Origin of the sequence: Haloimpatiens myeolchijeotgali (assembly GCF_042688525.2) — a bacterium.
Taxonomy (GTDB): Bacteria; Bacillota; Clostridia; order Clostridiales; family Clostridiaceae; genus Haloimpatiens.
Window position 1 is genome coordinate 3,465,109 of the sequence record NZ_JBHWAB010000001.1, and the last position, 19,635, is coordinate 3,484,743.

General features: G+C 29.3%; 16 protein-coding genes, 7 tRNA genes and 1 riboswitch. Of the genes, 3 read left to right on the top strand and 20 right to left on the bottom strand.

The features are described 5' to 3' along the window. Positions 1 to 11 precede the first annotated feature (11 nt). The 10 genes from ACFIJ5_RS15500 to ACFIJ5_RS15545 form a co-directional block, all read right to left on the bottom strand. Positions 12 to 1,031: a hypothetical protein gene (locus ACFIJ5_RS15500; RefSeq protein WP_379808615.1), complete on the bottom strand. Its 1,020-nt coding sequence runs from the start codon at positions 1,029 to 1,031 to the stop codon at positions 12 to 14. Positions 1,032 to 1,056: 25 nt separating this feature from the next. After that, positions 1,057 to 3,264 (bottom strand): SF1B family DNA helicase RecD2, encoded by a 2,208-nt coding sequence (gene recD2, locus ACFIJ5_RS15505; RefSeq protein WP_379808617.1) that lies wholly within the window; start codon positions 3,262 to 3,264, stop codon positions 1,057 to 1,059. Between the two features lie 150 nt (positions 3,265 to 3,414). Then, positions 3,415 to 4,590, bottom strand: coding sequence for a methionine adenosyltransferase (metK, locus tag ACFIJ5_RS15510; protein WP_379808619.1), 1,176 nt, complete (start codon positions 4,588 to 4,590; stop codon positions 3,415 to 3,417). A gap of 63 nt (positions 4,591 to 4,653) precedes the next feature. Next, a riboswitch (SAM riboswitch) is annotated at positions 4,654 to 4,755 on the bottom strand. Between the two features lie 128 nt (positions 4,756 to 4,883). Beyond that, a tRNA-Tyr gene (locus ACFIJ5_RS15515) sits at positions 4,884 to 4,968 on the bottom strand. Positions 4,969 to 4,974: 6 nt separating this feature from the next. After that, positions 4,975 to 5,050, bottom strand: a tRNA-Thr gene (locus ACFIJ5_RS15520). A 12-nt stretch (positions 5,051 to 5,062) separates the two neighbouring features. Further along, positions 5,063 to 5,138, bottom strand: a tRNA-Val gene (locus ACFIJ5_RS15525). A 22-nt stretch (positions 5,139 to 5,160) separates the two neighbouring features. Then, a tRNA-Tyr gene (locus tag ACFIJ5_RS15530) sits at positions 5,161 to 5,245 on the bottom strand. Positions 5,246 to 5,337: 92 nt separating this feature from the next. Further along, positions 5,338 to 5,413, bottom strand: a tRNA-Val gene (locus ACFIJ5_RS15535). Between the two features lie 22 nt (positions 5,414 to 5,435). Then, positions 5,436 to 5,520, bottom strand: a tRNA-Tyr gene (locus ACFIJ5_RS15540). Positions 5,521 to 5,525: 5 nt separating this feature from the next. Continuing rightward, positions 5,526 to 5,601, bottom strand: a tRNA-Thr gene (locus tag ACFIJ5_RS15545). 378 nt (positions 5,602 to 5,979) lie between these two features. Between ACFIJ5_RS15545 and ACFIJ5_RS15550 the strand changes: the two genes are divergently transcribed. After that, entirely contained in the window at positions 5,980 to 6,705 is a 726-nt protein-coding gene (locus tag ACFIJ5_RS15550; RefSeq protein ID WP_379808621.1) for a tRNA 2-thiocytidine biosynthesis TtcA family protein, read from the top strand. A 65-nt stretch (positions 6,706 to 6,770) separates the two neighbouring features. Further along, a complete protein-coding gene (gene yyaC, locus ACFIJ5_RS15555; RefSeq protein WP_379808623.1) occupies positions 6,771 to 7,313 on the top strand; it encodes a spore protease YyaC in 543 nt (180 codons plus the stop codon). A gap of 101 nt (positions 7,314 to 7,414) precedes the next feature. On the opposite strand, the gene mreB is transcribed toward yyaC, so the two are convergent. From mreB to spoIID, 4 genes are all read right to left on the bottom strand, one after another. Continuing rightward, positions 7,415 to 8,416, bottom strand: a complete 1,002-nt coding sequence (gene mreB, locus ACFIJ5_RS15560) for a rod shape-determining protein (RefSeq protein WP_379808625.1) — start codon at positions 8,414 to 8,416, stop codon at positions 7,415 to 7,417. Positions 8,417 to 8,550: 134 nt separating this feature from the next. Continuing rightward, a complete protein-coding gene (gene spoIIID, locus ACFIJ5_RS15565) occupies positions 8,551 to 8,805 on the bottom strand; it encodes a sporulation transcriptional regulator SpoIIID (RefSeq protein WP_379808627.1) in 255 nt (84 codons plus the stop codon). A 154-nt stretch (positions 8,806 to 8,959) separates the two neighbouring features. Continuing rightward, positions 8,960 to 9,703, bottom strand: a complete 744-nt coding sequence (locus tag ACFIJ5_RS15570) for a peptidoglycan DD-metalloendopeptidase family protein (protein ID WP_379808629.1) — start codon at positions 9,701 to 9,703, stop codon at positions 8,960 to 8,962. A gap of 92 nt (positions 9,704 to 9,795) precedes the next feature. Then, a complete protein-coding gene (spoIID, locus tag ACFIJ5_RS15575) occupies positions 9,796 to 10,875 on the bottom strand; it encodes a stage II sporulation protein D (protein WP_379808631.1) in 1,080 nt (359 codons plus the stop codon). A 229-nt stretch (positions 10,876 to 11,104) separates the two neighbouring features. On the opposite strand from spoIID, the gene ACFIJ5_RS15580 reads away from it, so the two are divergent. Further along, on the top strand, positions 11,105 to 12,493 hold the full coding sequence (locus ACFIJ5_RS15580) for an IS4 family transposase (RefSeq protein ID WP_379802854.1): 1,389 nt from the start codon (positions 11,105 to 11,107) through the stop codon (positions 12,491 to 12,493). 511 nt (positions 12,494 to 13,004) lie between these two features. On the opposite strand, the gene murA is transcribed toward ACFIJ5_RS15580, so the two are convergent. The 6 genes from murA to atpA form a co-directional block, all read right to left on the bottom strand. After that, the gene (gene murA / locus ACFIJ5_RS15585) at positions 13,005 to 14,282 is read right to left on the bottom strand and encodes a UDP-N-acetylglucosamine 1-carboxyvinyltransferase (protein WP_379808633.1); all 1,278 of its coding nucleotides are present in this window, start codon (positions 14,280 to 14,282) and stop codon (positions 13,005 to 13,007) included. 14 nt (positions 14,283 to 14,296) lie between these two features. Beyond that, the gene (locus ACFIJ5_RS15590) at positions 14,297 to 15,004 is read right to left on the bottom strand and encodes a YwmB family TATA-box binding protein (protein WP_379808635.1); all 708 of its coding nucleotides are present in this window, start codon (positions 15,002 to 15,004) and stop codon (positions 14,297 to 14,299) included. A 362-nt stretch (positions 15,005 to 15,366) separates the two neighbouring features. After that, positions 15,367 to 15,780: a F0F1 ATP synthase subunit epsilon gene (locus tag ACFIJ5_RS15595; RefSeq protein ID WP_379808637.1), complete on the bottom strand. Its 414-nt coding sequence runs from the start codon at positions 15,778 to 15,780 to the stop codon at positions 15,367 to 15,369. 16 nt (positions 15,781 to 15,796) lie between these two features. Beyond that, positions 15,797 to 17,194: a F0F1 ATP synthase subunit beta gene (gene atpD, locus ACFIJ5_RS15600; RefSeq protein WP_379808639.1), complete on the bottom strand. Its 1,398-nt coding sequence runs from the start codon at positions 17,192 to 17,194 to the stop codon at positions 15,797 to 15,799. A 29-nt stretch (positions 17,195 to 17,223) separates the two neighbouring features. Continuing rightward, positions 17,224 to 18,081: an ATP synthase F1 subunit gamma gene (gene atpG / locus ACFIJ5_RS15605; protein WP_379808641.1), complete on the bottom strand. Its 858-nt coding sequence runs from the start codon at positions 18,079 to 18,081 to the stop codon at positions 17,224 to 17,226. A 35-nt stretch (positions 18,082 to 18,116) separates the two neighbouring features. Continuing rightward, positions 18,117 to 19,619, bottom strand: a complete 1,503-nt coding sequence (atpA, locus tag ACFIJ5_RS15610) for a F0F1 ATP synthase subunit alpha (RefSeq protein WP_379808643.1) — start codon at positions 19,617 to 19,619, stop codon at positions 18,117 to 18,119. Positions 19,620 to 19,635: the final 16 nt, after the last annotated feature.

Below are 19,635 nucleotides of genomic sequence, written 5' to 3' on the forward strand. Positions count from 1 at the left end.
TAATATATATCTTAAATACTGAACAACCCTATTTCCCATAATTCTTTATTAAATCCTCTCGTTATATTTTTAGCCATTGCAATATCATCAGTTTCTTCATTTGCTAATAATATAACTTCACCCTTGTGAATTTCTTTAAAATTACCAACTCTATTACTTAAAAACACCAATTTTTTATAATCAAAAATTTTATCATCTGCAAAATATACCATAATATTTATATCTTTAAAACTTAAATTTTCTTCTCCAAGATAATTGGTAATTAATATAGATCTTTTTCTTTTTAAAAAATTAGTTAATACTTTTTTATTTGATTTTTCTTTTATAAAATACTCTATATTTCTACTTAATTTACTTTTTAACTTATATAAATACATATATACATTTTTTACTTTTTCCTCATTAGGAACATATATAATTATCTTCTTATTTAATGTTATTGACCAATTCAAATATTCATATACAACATAAGGTATATCTTTATTTATATCTATCCTAGTTATTATTAATCTAGGTTCAATTATAGGTTTTTCATTTTTTCTTATAGAAAAAACCAGTTCTTTATAACCTTTCTCCACACTTTCAATAGAATAAAATATTATTTTACCATTTTCACAACAATGTGTATCTAATATTTCTTTCATCATAACTCTATCATGTTCTGATATACTGCTTATGTCATCATATATAATTAAATTGAATTTACTTTTTATTTTTTCCACACACTCAAAATTACATACAACCAAATTAGAATTATTATAATAACTATTTTCCTTTATATATGTATAATTCTTAAAGTCTGTATTTGCCTTAATATTTTCAATAATTCTGCATGAACTTTTTTCATTTGTAAGATATAAAATTTTTTCTCCAATAGCAGCACTTTTAAGTATTATATCAATAAAAATTTCACAAGAATTATATGGAGGCGATATTATATTTAAATATTTTTCTTTTCCCTCATACCAATTTAATATATTTTTTATTATTCTATATTGTTCCTGTTTAAATCCAACCCTTTTATTACCCAAATAACATCACCCCATAATACTAATTCTATCCCTCTAATATATTATTTATTCTCCATTGAAGTGAAGAATATCTTTCAAAACTTCTATCATTACTTATCATAAAATGCATAGCTTTTACTGACCCAACTAATACAACTAGTTTTTTTGCTCTAGTTATACCTGTATACAATAAATTTTTGTTCATTAAAAGAGGTGCTCCCATAAACATAGGTATAATTACAACTGGAAATTCACTTCCTTGACTTTTATGAATGGTCATAGCATAAGCATGCATCAATTCATCTAAATATATAGAATCGTAAATTACTTTTCTATTATCATCAAATAATACTGTAACAGTATTATTTTCCTCATTTATATCTTCAATAAATCCAACATCTCCATTAAATACACCTATACCTTCTTCATTACAATCACTTTTAGTCCATTTTAGAGTATAATTATTCTTGGTTTGCATAACCTTATCTCCTACTCTAAAAATTACACTTCTAAACTCTTTCTCTTTTTTATAATCTGCTTTATGATTTAAAATTTTTTGTAATTCATTATTTAAATTCTCAACACCTAAAATTCCTTTTCTCATAGGTGATAGTATTTGTATGTGTTCCATTCTATTCCAATTATTATTAAATTTAGGTAATCTTTCGTTTATTAATTGTACAATTGTATTCAATACTTTATTATTATCTTCTTCTTTTATAAAATAAAAGTCTTTACCTTTTTTGTTTAATAAAGGCATTTTGCACTCATTTATTCTATGAGCATTTACTATTATCATACTTTCTTTTCCTTGTCTAAATATATCTTTAAGTCTAACTACCTTCACACACTGACTTTCGATAATATCCCTTAAAACATTACCTGGCCCTACTGAAGGAAGTTGATCTACATCTCCAACAATTATTACTCTTGTACCTATACCTATTGCTTTTAAAAGATTATTCATAAGCAAAATATCAATCATAGAAGCTTCATCTACTATAACAACATCACATTCTAAAGGAGATTCTTCATCTTTAGAAAATGTCATTCCTTCTGATTCTACAATTCCCAGCTCTAAAAGTCTATGAATTGTTTTTGCTTCATGTCCTGTAGCTTCTTCCATTCGTTTTGCTGCTCTACCGGTTGGAGCTGCCATAAAAACTGTCATACCAGCCTTTTGAAATATTTCTGTAATACAATTTATAATAGTAGTTTTTCCTGTTCCTGGTCCTCCTGTTATTACCTCTATGCCTGAGGTAATAGCTCCTTTTATAGCTTCTTTTTGAGATGGAGAAAAATTTATTTTATTACCTTGTTCAAATTCTTCTATTTCTTTATTTGTATCTATATCAATATCATCATATTTACTTAATGACAGTGTTATAATCTTTTTAGTAGCTGATAACTCAGCGTAATAAAATGGTATAGTAAATACACAATTTTCTCCTTCAATATCTTCAACTTTTACCTTTCCTTCCAGTACAGAATCATATACCCCTTTTTTTATTATTTCTTTATCTACTAAAAGTATCTTTTTAGCTTCACTCAATAGTTTATCTAATAGCATATATGTATTTCCAAGAGCACAAAATTCATTTACAACATATTTTATACCACTTTGAATTCTAAAAGGAGATTCTTTATCTATTCCTAAATTTCTTGCTATCTTATCCGCAGTTTTAAAACCAATTCCCCAAATATCTTCTGTTAAAACATAAGGATTATTCTTTACAACATTTATAGAATCTTTACCATATTTTTTATGTATTTTTACACATTGATTTGGAGTCACTCCATATTTTTGTAAAAATACCATTATATTTCTTATTGCCTTATTTTTATGATAGGATTGTTTTATTATATCAACCTTTTTTTCTCCTATACCTTCTATTTCCTTTAAACGTTCAATCTCATTATCTAATATATCTAAAGTTTTTTCTCCAAATTTTTGAACTATTTTCTTTGCTGTGACAGTTCCAACTCCTGAAATTATACCTGATGATAAATATTTTTCTATTCCTTCTGCACTTGTTGGAATAACTTCTTCACAGGATTCCACTTTAAATTGTTGACCAAATTTAGGATGAATTACCCATTCACCAGACATTTTTAAATTCTGTCTCTCCATTATACAAGGTATACATCCTACTATTGTTACTTTACTATTATTTTCTTTTATATGAGCAACAACATAACCGTTTTCCTCATTTTTAAAAACTATATCTTCTACAACTCCCTGTATCTCTGGCATAAAACCTCTCCCGTATTATATTAAACATATTTAAATATCATTATGTTAAAACTACCACTATTATATCATATTAACCTAGTTACGATGAATCATAACAAAAAATCCTCATAAAATACTTATGAGGATTTTGTATAAATATAAAAATTAAATTTAAATATGTTTTTTTATTTCTTCTACTTTATCAAGTTTTTCCCATGGAAGTTCAATATCTGTTCTTCCAAAATGTCCATATGCAGCTGTTTGTCTATATATTGGTCTTCTTAGGTCTAACTCTTTAATTATTGATGCAGGTCTTAAATCAAAAACTTTATTTACTATTTCAACTATTTTATCATTTGCTATTTTTGCTGTTCCAAATGTTTCTACTTGTATTGATACAGGTCTAGCAACTCCTATAGCATAGGCTAACTGTATTTCCAACTTATCAGCAACACCAGCAGCTACTAAGTTTTTAGCAACCCATCTTGAAGCATATGCAGCAGATCTATCAACTTTTGTTGGATCTTTTCCTGAGAAAGCTCCACCACCATGTCTTCCAGCTCCACCATAAGTATCAACTATGATTTTTCTTCCTGTTAATCCTGAATCACCTTGTGGTCCACCTACTACAAATCTTCCAGTTGGATTTATGTAATACTTAGTATTTTCATCTAATAATTCAGCTGGAACAACTTCTTTTATAACAAGTTCTTTTAAATCTCTTTCTATTTGCTCACGAGTAACTTCTGGACTATGTTGAGTTGAAATAACTATTGCATCTATTCTAACTGGTTTACCATCTTCATATTCAACAGTTACTTGAGTTTTTCCATCTGGCCTTAAGTATTTTAGTGCTCCGTTTTTTCTAACTTCTGAAAGTCTTCTTGAAAGCTTATGAGCCATAGATATTGAAAGTGGCATGTACTCTTTAGTTTCATTTGTAGCAAAGCCAAACATCATTCCTTGGTCTCCTGCCCCAATTGCTTCTTCCTTATTCATTCCTTCTTCTTTTGATTCAAGTGCTTCATCAACACCCATTGCTATATCCCCTGATTGTTCATCTATTGACGTTATTACTGAACAAGTATCCGCATCAAATCCATATTTAGCTCTAGTGTATCCTATTTCTCTTACAGTATTTCTAACTATTTTGGGTATATCAACATAACAATGAGTTGATATTTCTCCCATTACTAATACCATTCCTGTTGTTACTGCAGTTTCACAAGCAACCCTTCCATTAGGATCTTTTTCCATTATGGCATCTAGTATTGCATCTGAAACCTGATCACATATCTTATCTGGATGACCTTCTGTCACTGATTCTGAAGTAAATAATGTTCTCATATAATTCTACTCCCTTCATTATAAATAAAAAAACCTCTTCGACAAGAAGAGGTTATATACCATCTCTCATCTTGCAGTATATATAACTGCAGGAATTGGCACCATTGCATATCGCTGGTTGCCGGGTTTCATAGGGCCCTTTCCCTCCACCTCTCTCGATAAGAGTACTATTAAATTTTCAAATGTAATATTATAACATTTTCATACTATCATAATAAATACTTTATGTCAATATATATTATTTTCAAATTAAATTTTATATTATAATAAGGCACTCTAATGAGTGCCTTATTTGGTGGAGGAAGATGGATTCGAACCATCGAAGCGAATCGCAACAGATTTACAGTCTGCCCCCTTTGGCCACTCGGGAATTCCTCCATATTATGGAGCTAGCAATAGGCATTCAACCTACAGCCTGCTGATTACAAGTCAGCTACTCTACCAATTGAGCCATGCCAACATGTTGTATATGTGGTGGGCACAACAGGGCTCGAACCTGTGACCCCCTGCTTGTAAGGCAGATGCTCTCCCAGCTGAGCTATGCGCCCACATTTTACTTTATTTTTATATTGGTGGAGGAGGACGGATTCGAACCATCGAAGCGAATCGCAACAGATTTACAGTCTGCCCCCTTTGGCCACTCGGGAACTCCTCCATTTTATATAGTTGACAACATAACTTTGATTAATACACTAGTTACAAACTAAACTGCTTTATCAAGTAACCTATGTCAACATATTATATATGTGGTGGGCACAACAGGGCTCGAACCTGTGACCCCCTGCTTGTAAGGCAGATGCTCTCCCAGCTGAGCTATGCGCCCACATTTTGCTTTGTTTTTATATTGGTGGAGGAGGACGGATTCGAACCATCGAAGCGAATCGCAACAGATTTACAGTCTGCCCCCTTTGGCCACTCGGGAACTCCTCCACTTATGGAGCTGGCAATAGGACTTGAACCTACAACCTGCTGATTACAAGTCAGCTGCTCTACCAATTGAGCCATGCCAGCATATTACTTTTTTATTTGTCAGACACATTCTTGCGCCGACAAAGTTTATTATATACACACTTGAACTATATTTCAACATTTATTTTGTGCCATTATAAGAAATTTACTTCTATTTTCTCTATTTTTCTGCACATTGCTAAATATTTGTCACCTATTTATTTTTATTCTATAACTAGCCACTCTAAAACTCCCCTCTTCTACAAAAATATCATAATCAGATTTACTAAGTAAGAACTCAAACCAAATTATAGATTGGATTTATATTTAAAAATACAATATCAAATAAAACTTGAGCAAAGTACAAAGTTTAAATATTGTTTTAAAGTGCACAATATAATAAAATATATCTTATACATAATTATAATTGGAGGCTTAAAAATGCAAAAATTGTTGAGTAAATTAAGAAGATGTATAAATGATTTCAAATTAATACAAGAAGGCGATAAAATATGTGTTGGATTATCTGGTGGTAAAGACAGTATAGCATTACTACATTTATTAAAAAATTATCAAATATTTTCACCTGAAAAATTTGATCTTATAGCAATAACTTTAGATCCTGGATATGGTTCCAATTACTCCAACTTAAAGAAACTATGTTCTGAAATAAATGTAGAATATCACATCATAGAAACACACATCAAGGAAATAGTTTTTGATATAAGAAAAGAAAAAAATCCTTGTTCATTATGTGCTAAATTAAGACGTGGATCACTAAATGATAATGCTAAAAAATTAGGTTGTAATAAAGTTGCATTGGGTCATCATAAAAATGATGCCATAGAAACATTATTAATGTCAATGTTTTACGAAGGTAGAATAAATTGTTTTAATCCAAAAACTTATCTCAGTAGAATAGATATAACCTCTATAAGACCAATGGTTTATATAAACGAGGAAGAAATTAAAAATTTCGCTGATAAATATAATTTTCCTATAGTTAAAAACCCTTGTCCTGCTGATGGATATACGAAACGTGAATATATGAAAAATTTAACATGTAAACTTGAAAAAGATATTCCGGGTATTAAAGACAGATTATTAAATTGCTTATTAAATGAAAAACAAGTTAATGTATGGCACATCGAAGATACTTCTAAGTAATTTTTTAATCCCCTACTATTTTATATATATTTTTCATATAAATAAAAAAGAAGGGGGTGTCTTTTTTGAACAAAATTAAAGTTCATTATAGCAATACTATGGCTTATTATAAAATAGCTTACTTTTTAAAAGACTATGTAAATGCAAATTCTTTAATAGTATGTATAGGAACAGATAGATGCATAGGGGATTGTTTAGGTCCATTAGTTGGCACATATTTAAAAAATAGCAATTTTCCCTTACCTGTATATGGCACCATAGATGAACCTATACATGCATTAAATTTAAATAACAATCTCAAAAAAATTAAAAATTTGCATCCAACTGCAAATATAATCGGTATAGATGCATGCTTAGGTGAAACTTCTTCAATAGGAGAGATCCAAGCTCGAAATTACCCTATTCATCCTGGAAAAGGCGTAGGAAAATCATTACCTGATGTTGGATCTATATCAATAATAGGAATTGTAGATACTAATAATTGTACTGAACTATTTACCAGTAGAAATATACGATTTAGTTTAATTATGCAAATGGCTTCAGTTATAAAAAATTCAATAATTCATGCTTACTACTTGTATTGTGAAGATATACCTCATGAAAAATAAAATTTCAGAGGTTATAATTATACTCTTGTAGATAATTATAACCTCTGAAATTATCTTTAATGTGAAAAATTTATATAAACTTTAACTATTATATTCAAAAATTAATCTTGATCCAATTTATCTAAAAAATCTAACATTTTACCAGTACCTAATGCTACACAGGATACTGAATCATCAGCAATATATACTGGAACTTTAGTTCTTTCTTCAATTAATTTATCTAAACCATTTAAGAGAGCTCCTCCACCTGTCATTACTATTCCTTTATCTGCTATATCAGCTGCTAATTCTGGGGGAGTTCTTTCTAAAACAGAATGTGCACATTCTGCTATGGCATCTACTGCTTCATTTAAAGCCTCTTCCATTTCAGTAGAAGAAACTGTTATATTTTTAGGCAATCCTGTTACTAAGTCTCTTCCTCTTATCTCCATAAATACTTCTTCTTCTCTTTTATACGCACACCCTATATTCATCTTTAAGTTTTCAGCAGTTCTTTCACCTATCATTAATTTATGTCTTTTCCTTATATATTTTATTATTGACTCATCAAATTTGTCTCCTGCTACCTTAATTGAAGCTCTAACAACCATTCCATCTAAAGATATAACCGCTACATCTGTTGTTCCACCACCAATATCTATAACCATATTACCGCTAGCCCTAGAAATATCTAAACCTGCTCCAACTGCAGCAGCTAAAGGTTCCTCTACCAAAATCACTTTTTTAGCACCTGCATTTCTTGCAGCATCTTTAACTGCTCTTTTTTCAACTTCTGTAGCTTGACATGGAACACAAACAACAACTCTAGGCGCAGACATTTTCTTACGTCCACAAGCTTTCTTGATAAAATGATTTAACATTTTCTCTGTTATATCATAATCTGATATAACTCCATCTTTTAAAGGACGTATTGCCACAATATTTCCAGGTGTTCTTCCTATCATTTGTCTTGCTTCTTCTCCTACTGCTAAAACTTTATTATTTATTTTGTTTATGGCCACAACAGAGGGTTCTTGTAATACAATCCCTTTACTTTTAATATACACTAGTACTGTAGCAGTACCCAAATCTATTCCCATATCTGTTCCCATTTTAAAAAACATTCCTTATTTCACTCCACTTCTTCTGCTCTTTTGTATACTATTTTACACATAATACGTTAATTATTCTACACAAATTATAAAAATCCTTTAAAAATTTATAAGGAATGCTTAGAATTTAATAAAATTTAGTATTATTAGCTTCCTATAACTTTATATTTCATCTTAGTAGCTTTTCCACCTCTTATATGCCTTTCAGCCTTGTTAAGTTCTAATATATTTTTAGCTTGTTCAGCTATTTGAGGATTTAACTTTGGTAATCTCTCTGTCATATCTTTGTGTATAGTACTCTTACTTACTCCAAAAACTTTAGCTGTTTTTCGAATAGTAGATTTTGACTCAATAATATACTTTGCAACTTCAAGTACTCTTTCCTCAATGTAATCTTTCAAAGCGAGAGCAACCTCCTTATTTCTTATATATTAATAAATATGCAATACATAAACGTTAAATTACTTTATATAGTGTCATTTCAAAATATTATTAATAGTTTTTTTTATTATGCATTTAGTAGAACATCAAAATTCCACTAAATGCATAATTTTACTAATATTTTATATATTTAGCTGGATTAATATGTTTATTATCTTTTAACATTTCAAAATGTAAATTAACGCCATAATCTTCATTAAAAGATCTCAATGTAGTATTTCCAACTTCACCTATTTTTTCACCTTGCTTAACTTTCTGATCTTTTTTTACATAGATATTTTCACCTAAATTAGCATAAACTGATTTTAATCCATTTTTATGATCAATAATTACCTGTTTACCAAAACCATCTTTATTATCTCCAACTTCTACTACAACTCCGTTTTTAACTGCCGTTACTTTTTCACCTAAAGTAGTTTTTATATCAATACCAAAATTAGGTCTAGATGTTCCTATTGATTTCCACATAACTGGCACTTCTGAATATTCTCTTGCTACATTTCCTTTTACTGGTTTTATCATCTTTGAACTTACATTTTTTGATACTTTAGAAACATTTTCATTTTTTTTAGAAATATTTACTGTAGTATTTTTTTTATGATTTTTAACTTCTAAAGCATTTTCATAAGATTTATCAGCTTCAGATGATTTATCTACCAATGATATGTCCGGCTTATTATTTGCCTTTTGTTTTTGTTCTACTTTTGATTTTGATTGTAAAGATTGTTTCTTTGAAATTTTGTTATTTCTAGATGAAATAGCTGCTACCGCTGCAACAATACATAAGCAAACAAATAAAGCTACATAAAAGCCCTCCTTTCTAAAAAATCCTGATGTTTTACCATTATTTTTATTCATATTTCCACCTCCTTCTTCTAGTTTGTCCAGTATATAGAAAAAAATACGTATTTTTTCTCAAAAAATAAAAAAAGTAAAAAGCTAAAAACTTTTTACTTCCAATCAAACATACAATCTATATTTTTAATTTTAGTTCCTTTATAATAATGCAATAATATCTCCTTATAATTTTTATTTTGTTTAGCCATAGCATTAGCTCCCCATTGACTCATTCCAACTCCATGCCCATATCCCATACAATTTATTTCAACACCTTTTGAAGAAAAAACAATATTAAAATTAGAGGAATTTAAATTCATTAATTTTCTAAAATTAACCCCGCTCGTACATTCATTACCTAATTTTATTTTTTTTACACTTCCTCCTTCTGTTCTTTCTAATATCTTTACTGCACTTTTCAAATTTGATATAGATATCTTAGCTTTAGGGTATACGTTATTTACTGCATTTACGAATTCATTATATGTATAATTTTTCATAGATTTAAATTTAGGTGCATTTTGTTCTCCTGGACTAGAAACACTTTTTAAATATGGTACTGCCCTAGAAAAAACCTCAACAGAATTTTCTGTTTTACCACTACTAGTTGCAAAATAGTATGGTGCTAATACTAATTCATTATTATAAGTAAGTATTTGACCCGATGTATTTTTAACTGATGTTTCAATTTTATTCCAAAGTTTCTTAGCATCCTTAGATGGCCATTTTTTTATTCGTTCATCCTTACTCATATAAACTTGACAATGAACTGTATCACATATATCTGCTCCATGTGCATTTTTACACCTTCCACCCCCGAATTTACTCATGTGAGCTAGAGCAAAAGTTCTTACTGCTACAGATTGAGCTTTTAATGCTTCTAAACCAAAATTTGCAGGCATCTCTCCTGCTACAACTCCCTTAACATAATCTTCTAAATACATTTTTTCTATTTTATCTTTTTTATGTATATATACATTTATAGTAGGTCCTTTACCATCATATTTATATCTTATATTTTTTTTAGAATCATCATTAAACTTACTAACTTCTTTATTTTCTTTACCTGAAATTTTATTTTTATCATTTACTCCCACAATAATAATAGAAAATAAAACTATACATAACATACCAATTAACACTATTGAGGATAGAAATTTTAAATAATTCAAAACGTAAATTCTTTTTCTCAATTCACACCACCCCATCTAGTAATATATTTCTTAACTTTTGTATTATATTTATTCTTACACCTTAAATAATATTCATACATTGTTAAGTACAATTAATAATTAATAACTCAACTTTCGCAGATAAAAAATAAGGCGAAAGCCTGTAAAATAAACGCATAAAGCAAAGAAACATTCCTTTTGGTATAATAGAATTGCTAAAAACATAACACCAAAGAAAGGAATGTTTCTTATGAACACTATTATACCAAATGATAACAAAGATAAACAACTGAATTTTACTATAAATAGATTTTTTAAAGATAACAAAATTGGATCTATTCTTAGAAAATGTAATTTTTCAAAGCAAAAAGGTTTTTCTTGTATTACAGTATTTAAATATATATTTACTCTTATTTTCACAGGTAAAAATCTTTTTCGTACTTTTGAGAGTAAAAAGAATATCAACTTTTCAAAAGATGTCATCTATAGGTTCCTTAATTCTCCTAATTTTAATTGGAGAAAATTTTTACTCATACTTTCTTCATCAATTATCAGAAATGTAATCATTCCGCTTACATCTAAAGATAGAGTAAATGTCTTAATAGTAGATGATTCTTTGTATAGTAGAAATAGAAGTAAATCTGTTGAACTCCTTGCAAATGTTCATGATCACGTTACAAGAAAATTTGTCAAAGGCTTTCGCCTTCTTACACTTGGTTGGTCAGACGGTAATACTTTTTTGCCTCTTGGATTTACTCTTCTTTCTTCTGAAAAAGAGAAAAATAGAATTTGCCCTCAAAATGAATCTATTGATAAAAGAACTAATGGTGCTAAACTCCGTAAGGAGGCTATTTTAAAATCACCTTCAGCTATGATGTGTTTACTTAAACAAGCTGCTAAATATAAAATTCCTGCATCATATGTTCTTTTTGATAGCTGGTTTACGTATCCCAAAATTCTTATACAAATTTTACAACTTAAACTTAATACTATTGCTATGGTTAAAGCAATGCCAAGGGTTTACTACAATTACAATGGTAAGCTTTTAAATCTTAAAGGACTTTATGCTAGTTTAAAAAAGAAACGCGGTAGAGCTAAAATTCTTTCTTCTGTAATTGTAGGTATTGGTTCTGATGAAAATGGCAATGAAGTAAAAGCAAAAATTGTATTTGTAAGGGATAGAAATCGAAAAAGAAACTGGCTTGCTTTGATTTCTACTGATATATCTTTAGACGATAATGAAATCATAAGAATTTACGGTAAACGCTGGGATATAGAAGTTTTTTTCAAAATGAATAAATCTTTTTTAAAGCTTGTTAAAGAGTTTCAAGGACGTTCTTATGATTCCATGGTTTCTCATACGTCTATAGTTTTTACTAGATATATCATGCTTGCTTTAGAAAATCGTAAAAATAATGATGTACGAACTATTGGTGGATTTTTTTATCAATGTTGTGATGAACTTCAAGATATCCAATTTTGTGAAGTAATGCGTATCATTATTGATATTTTAAAAAATGTTTTATCTGAAAAACTTCTTCTTTCTAAGGAGCTTATCGACTCAATAATAGACAATTTTATTACTGCTTTGCCTTGTTATATCAAGGAGAAGTTGGTCTTTTTCTCCTGCGAAAGTTGAGTTAATAATTAATAATTAAAAATGAATAATAAAGGTCGATTTTTGCTTTAGCAAAAATCTTTAATTATATATTAGTTATTTTGCCCTAAGACAAAATTTCCTTAATTATTAATTATTCAACTTTCGCAGTAAAAAAATACTGTCTAGCGAAGGGAAATGATATATTGCGTAAGAAACATTTGAACAAAGTTTACAAGTTCTTAGCTTTACGAATTTGAAAAAAGTTATTTTTTAATTACTGATTCCTATGGAATATTAATTAAAAAATCTTTTTTCAATATGAGTAAAGCTTAGAACTTGTTACTGAAGTGAAAGGTTTCTAAGCAAGATATCATTTCCCGTAGCGGCTGTTTTTCACCTGCTAAAGTTGAGTTAATTATTAACTATTCATTATTAACTATTAATTATCTTTAAAGTGAAAGGTTTCGGAGCAACATATCATTTCCTATAGCGAGTGTTTTTACCTGCTAAATTTGTGTAAACAAAAAATATTAAAGTTGTGTAATAAATTTTACACAACTTTAATATCAGATTCACTTATTCTTTCGATTTGAGCTCCTACCTTTTTAAGTTTTTTTTCTATATCTACATATCCTCTATCAATGTGATATATATCTCCTATTTTTGTACATCCATCTGCACCTAAACCTGCTAATATAAGTGCAGCACCTGCTCTTAAATCAGTAGCTTTAACTTCAGCTCCTGTTAAATGTTCAACGCCTTCAATAATTGCACTTCTTCCATCTAACTTTATATTTGCTCCCATTCTTTTTAATTCACTTGCATGCATAAATCTATTTTCAAATATAGTTTCTGTTATTACACCAGTCCCCTTTACCGTACATAATAAAGCCATCATCTGAGCTTGCATATCCGTTGGAAACCCAGGATAAGGCATTGTTTTTATGTCCACTGGTTTTAAATCTCTATCACCATCTACTATTATACTATTTTTATCTATTTCAATTCCTACATTCATTTCTGTAAGTTTTGCAATTATTGGCTTTACATGTTCTTCACTTACATTGATTACTTTTAATTTGCTTCTAGTAATTGCTGCTGCTACCATAAATGTTCCTGCTTCTATTCTGTCATAGATAGGTCTATGTCTAGCTCCATTTAATCTATTAACTCCTATAATTCTAAGTTTATCTGTTCCTGCTCCTATTATTTTCGCTCCCATACTATTTAAAAACTTTGCCAAGTCAACAATTTCTGGTTCTTCAGCTGCATTTTCTATTATAGTTTCCCCCTCTGCCATAACAGCTGCCATCATTATATTTTCCGTAGCTCCTACAGAAGGAAAATCTAAATATATATTATTACCTTTTAGTTTTGAAACTTTTGCTTCTACATATCCATATCCCACTTCAACTTGTACACCTAACGCTTTAAACCCTTTTAAATGCAAATCTATTGGTCTTGATCCTATATTACATCCTCCAGGAAGTGATATCTTAAATTCACCAAAACGTGCTACCATAGCACCCATTGTAAGAAAAGATGCTCGCATCTTTCTAACTAAATTGTGTGATGGTTCATTTAATTTTAAATTAGAATTATCTATAGTTATCATTCTACTTTCCTTATCTATATTAATTTTAGAATTTAAATTTTCTAAAACCTCACAAATTACAAAAACATCTTCGAGCATAGGTGCATTTTCTATAATGCATTTTTCATTAGTAAGTATACTAGATGCTATTATTGGTAAAATAGAATTTTTAGCAGAACTTATTTCGACTTCGCCACATAATTTTCTTCCTCCATTAACTATTATCTTTTCCATATTATCCCCCATTTCTAATAGTTTATAATTATTTGAGGTGTGCCAATAATTAAATATGATCCTGATGAATATGCAGAAACAGCATAGTTAAAATCAATAAAATCATTATTAACCTTACAGATATCATATTTTCCTGTATAAGCCACTGTACTATAACCATTATTAATCTTTATTGTATTTATATTTTGAACATTTCTACTTTTTAATAACGTATTTATTGAATTTTTAACACTTTTTAAATTTTTGTTGTTAATTTTCGATTTTAAGTAAGTAAAATACGTATTGTTTTTTTCTAACTTTACACAATTAATAGCATTACTGATTTTACATTTTATTTTATCTAAATTATTTTTTTTGTCCTTTTTGATTATGTTTATAGTTATAATATTTTTTTTATCTTCTTTTAAATTTTGAATGTATCCATTAATTTTATTATTACAAAATTCCAAACGATATATTTTGTTGTTTTCTATTTTTTTTATGTTGCATTTAATTTCTAATTTATTCAATAAAAAATTACAAAACTCTTTACCATTTTTTCTAGTTTCAAATGAGGTTCTAACACCATACTCTATTACCTCAGCATTACATTTTTCTAATATATCATTAAATAAGTCGCATTCTTTGCTTTTACACACAGAACTATTTACTTCAGAAAATGTTAAAACTATTATCATTAATAATAAAACTATTCCTTTAATTGATTTTTTACTATCTTTCATATTTATCCCCCACCTTTCTTTTGAAATTATTGACAATTTACATAAACTTTATTCATTATTTTCAAAAGAACTGTGGATATTTATTAATTCAACTTTCCCATATATTAAACCTAAATAATCATAAATGATATTTTGCCACCAATCCGTTAATCATGTAAAAATGAAGTATAAAAATTAAAGTTCAAAAAACAACTAAAATACCTTAGCAACAAAAATTTCAAATAGTGTAATTATATTAATAATATATATCTTTACGAGTTAAAACGTGCGTACTTTTATATAACATTTCCTTCATTAAAAATATCAAAAAATAAAAAACCTTATGCTAAAAAAAACATAAGGTTTTTGTTTTATATATACAATTAACTATTTATTTCTTTAATTTTTAATCTTCTCATTGCTCTAAGAAGAGCCATTTTTGCTCTTTTTACATCTAAGTCTTTATCTTTTTTATTTAATCTTTCTTCTGCTCTTTTTTTAGCTTCTTGTGCCCTGTTTACATCTATTTCATCTGGCCATTCACAAGCATCACAAGCTATTTTTACATTATTATCACTGTCAACTTCCATCATACCATTAGATGTAAAAGCTCTTAATTTCTTTCCGTTTTTGTCTTTAATAACTGTAATAGTAGGTTTTAAAACAGTTATCATAGGTACATGGTTTGGAAGTATACCTATATGTCCTTCTACACATTCTGTATTTAATTCCACAATTTCACCACTATAAAACTCCTTTTCTGGAGTTATTATAGTAATGTTTAGAATATCTTCCATTTAATCCGCTCCTATCTTAACCTTTCATTATCTTATGAGCTTTTTCTACAGCTTCCTCAATAGTTCCTACAAATAAGAAAGCAGATTCAGGAATATCATCATGTTTACCTTCTAAAATCTCTTTAAATCCTCTTATTGTTTCTTTTATTGGAACATACTTTCCTTGCATACCTGTAAATTGTTCAGCTACAGTAAATGGTTGAGATAAGAATTTTTGAACTTTTCTCGCTCTTGTTACTACTAATTTATCCTCTTGTGAAAGCTCATCTACACCAAGAATAGCTATAATATCTTGTAGTTCTTTATATCTTTCTAATAAATGCTTAATTTTTAATGCTACTTCATAATGTTCTTCTCCAACAATTCTAGGATCTAATATTCTAGATGTTGATTCTAAAGGATCAACTGCTGGATATATTCCAAGCTCAACTATAGATCTTGAAAGAACTGTTTGCGCATCTAAGTGAGAAAAAGTAGTAGCTGGTGCTGGGTCTGTTAAGTCATCTGCTGGAACATATACGGCCTGAACAGATGTAATAGATCCATGTGTAGTAGAAGTTATTCTTTCTTGAAGTGCACCCATTTCTGTAGCAAGTGTAGGTTGATAACCAACAGCACTTGGTATTCTTCCAAGTAGAGCTGAAACTTCTGAACCTGCTTGAGTAAATCTAAATATATTATCTATAAATAATAATACATCTTGTCCTTGATCTCTAAAATATTCAGACATAGTAAGTCCAGTAAGTGCTACTCTCATTCTAGCTCCAGGTGGTTCATTCATTTGGCCAAATACTAAAGCTGTTTTTTCTATAACACCTGAATCTTTCATTTCATTATAAAGATCATTATCTTCCCTTGTTCTCTCTCCAACACCTGTAAACACTGATAATCCACCATGCTGTCTTGCTATATTATTTATAAGCTCTTGTATTAAAACAGTTTTTCCAACACCTGCACCACCAAACAATCCTATCTTACCACCTTTTTGGTAAGGAGCAAGTAAATCAATTACCTTAATGCCTGTTTCAAACATTTCCGGTTCAACTGATTGCTCTTCAAAACTTGGTGCTGGTCTATGTATTGGATAATATTTATCTGCTTTCACTTCACCACATTCATCTATTGCATTACCCAATACATTAAATAATCTTCCTAATACTTCTTTTCCTACTGGTACAGAAATTGGTTTTCCTGTATTAACTGCATCCATACCTCTTTTTAATCCTTCTGTACTCTCCATAGCTATAGTTCTAACGATGTCGTCTCCTACGTGTTGTTCAACCTCGGCCTTAACTACTTTTTCACCGGTATTTATTTCTATAGCATTATAGATATTAGGAAGATCATCCGAATCAAATTTTATGTCTATAACTGGACCAATTATTTGCACAACCTTACCTACAGTTCCTGGCATGTGGTCACCTCCATCTAAACATTTAAAAATTATTTCTGAGCTTCTGCTCCTCCTACTATTTCAGCAATTTCTTGAGTTATTGAACTTTGTCTTATTCTATTATATTTAATATTAAGTTTTTCCAATAAATCATTTGCATTTTGTGTAGCATTACTCATAGCTTCCATTCTAGCTGCTTGCTCACTACTCTTAGAATTTAACATACAATTTAAAATACTCTGAGTCAAATAACTTTTAATATTTTCATTTAATATTGAATTAGCATCTGGTTCTAATTCTACAAAGTTATTTGAATTTTGCTCATTGTTTAACTCATCATTTAAAGGAAGAATTTTTCTTATTTCCATTTTTCTTCTTACTGTAGATATGAATTGAGAATATATAATATTTACTTCTCCAACTTCATTTCCTTCATACATCTTTAATGCATCATTTGCTAAAACTGCTGCTTCTTTTGTAGTAGGTATATCTTTAATATCTACATATTCAGCTACTGTTTCGTAATTTAACTTATTAAAATATGCTCTTCCTTTTTGTCCTACTACTATAATAGAAAAATCCTTTTTATCCCTTTTTATTTGTTTAACTGCTGTATTTATTACTTCTCCATTAAACCCGCCACAAAGTCCTGAATCAGAAGTAATTACTATATATAACTTATCTATAACTTTATTTCCATCTTTGTATAAATTCGTATCTTCACAAACACTAATTACTTTTTTCATCGTTCCATCTAGCAAATTATAATATTTATTATTATTTTCTAGATTTCGTCTACTTTTTTTCAATTTAGACGTAGCTACTACATTCATAGCTCTTGTAATTTTTCTTGTATTTGTTATAGATCTCATTCTTCTTTTAATTTCAACAAGTCCTGCTCCAGCCATATTTCACCTCCCGCAGGAAATTACAAATTTCCTGCTTAAAATGATTTTTTGAATTCCTCAATGGCTTTTGATAACTCACTTTTAATTTCATCAGTTAACTTCGATTCTTTTATTATATTTTTTTGTAAGTCTCTATGGTGAGTATCCATATATTCTAAGAATTCTGTTTCAAATCTTCTAATTTCTAATACTGGGACATCCATTAAATGATTATTAACCCCAGCAAAAAGGATTATAATCTGTTTTTCTACAGACATTGGTTTATATTGATTTTGTTTTAATATTTCAACTAATCTTTTACCTTTTTCAAGTCTTCGTCTAGACTCTTCATCAAGGTCAGAACCAAATTGAGCAAATGCAGCTAATTCTCTATATTGTGCAAGTTCAAGTCTTAACGTACCTGATACTTGTTTCATAGCTTTTATTTGTGCATTACCACCAACTCTTGAAACTGAAATACCTGCATTTATAGCTGGTTTTTGTCCTGAGTGGAATAATTCTGACTCAAGGAATATTTGTCCATCTGTTATAGATATAACATTTGTTGGAATATAAGCAGAAACGTCTCCTGCTAAAGTTTCTATTATTGGTAATGCAGTAATAGATCCACCACCTAATTTATCTGAAAGTTTAGCGGCTCTTTCCAATAATCTTGAATGTAAATAGAAAACATCCCCTGGATAAGCTTCTCTTCCTGGTGGTCTACGAAGAAGTAATGACATTGTTCTATAAGCAACAGCGTGCTTAGATAAATCATCATATATAATTAGCACATCTTTACCTTGATGCATGAAATATTCTCCCATACTACATCCAGCAAATGGTGCTAAATATTGAAGTGGTGCTGAATCTGAAGCAGTAGAAGATACAACTATTGTATAATCCATTGCACCCATTTCATTTAATGTATTTACTATATGTGCAACTGTAGATTGTTTTTGACCTACAGCAACATATATACAAGTTACATCTTTACCTTTTTGATTTATGATAGTATCTAATACTATTGCTGTCTTTCCTGTTTGTCTGTCTCCTACTATAAGTTCTCTTTGTCCTCTTCCTATTGGAACCATTGAATCTATAGCTTTTATTCCTGTTTGCAACGGTTCATTTACTGATTGTCTATCTATTATTCCTGGAGCTGCTACTTCTACTGGTCTATAACCAGCTTCTTTTACAGGTCCTTTTCCATCTATTGGTTTACCAAGAGGATTTACAACCCTTCCTACTAAAGCATCTCCTACTGGAACTTGGACAACTCTGCCTGTTCTTTTTACTACGTCTCCTTCTTTTATTCCTTCTTCGGAACCAAGTAAAACACAACCAACATTGTCTTGTTCAAGGTTTAATGCCATTGCATACACTGAATTTGGAAACTCTAGAAGTTCACCTTCCATACAATCATCTAATCCATAAACTCTGGCTACACCATCGCCTATTTGGATAATTGTACCAGAATCTTCAGTTTGTATCTTTTTTTCATATCTTTCAATTTCTTTTTTTATAATTGAAGTTATTTCTTCTGGCTTAACATTCATGATCTCACCTCACTTT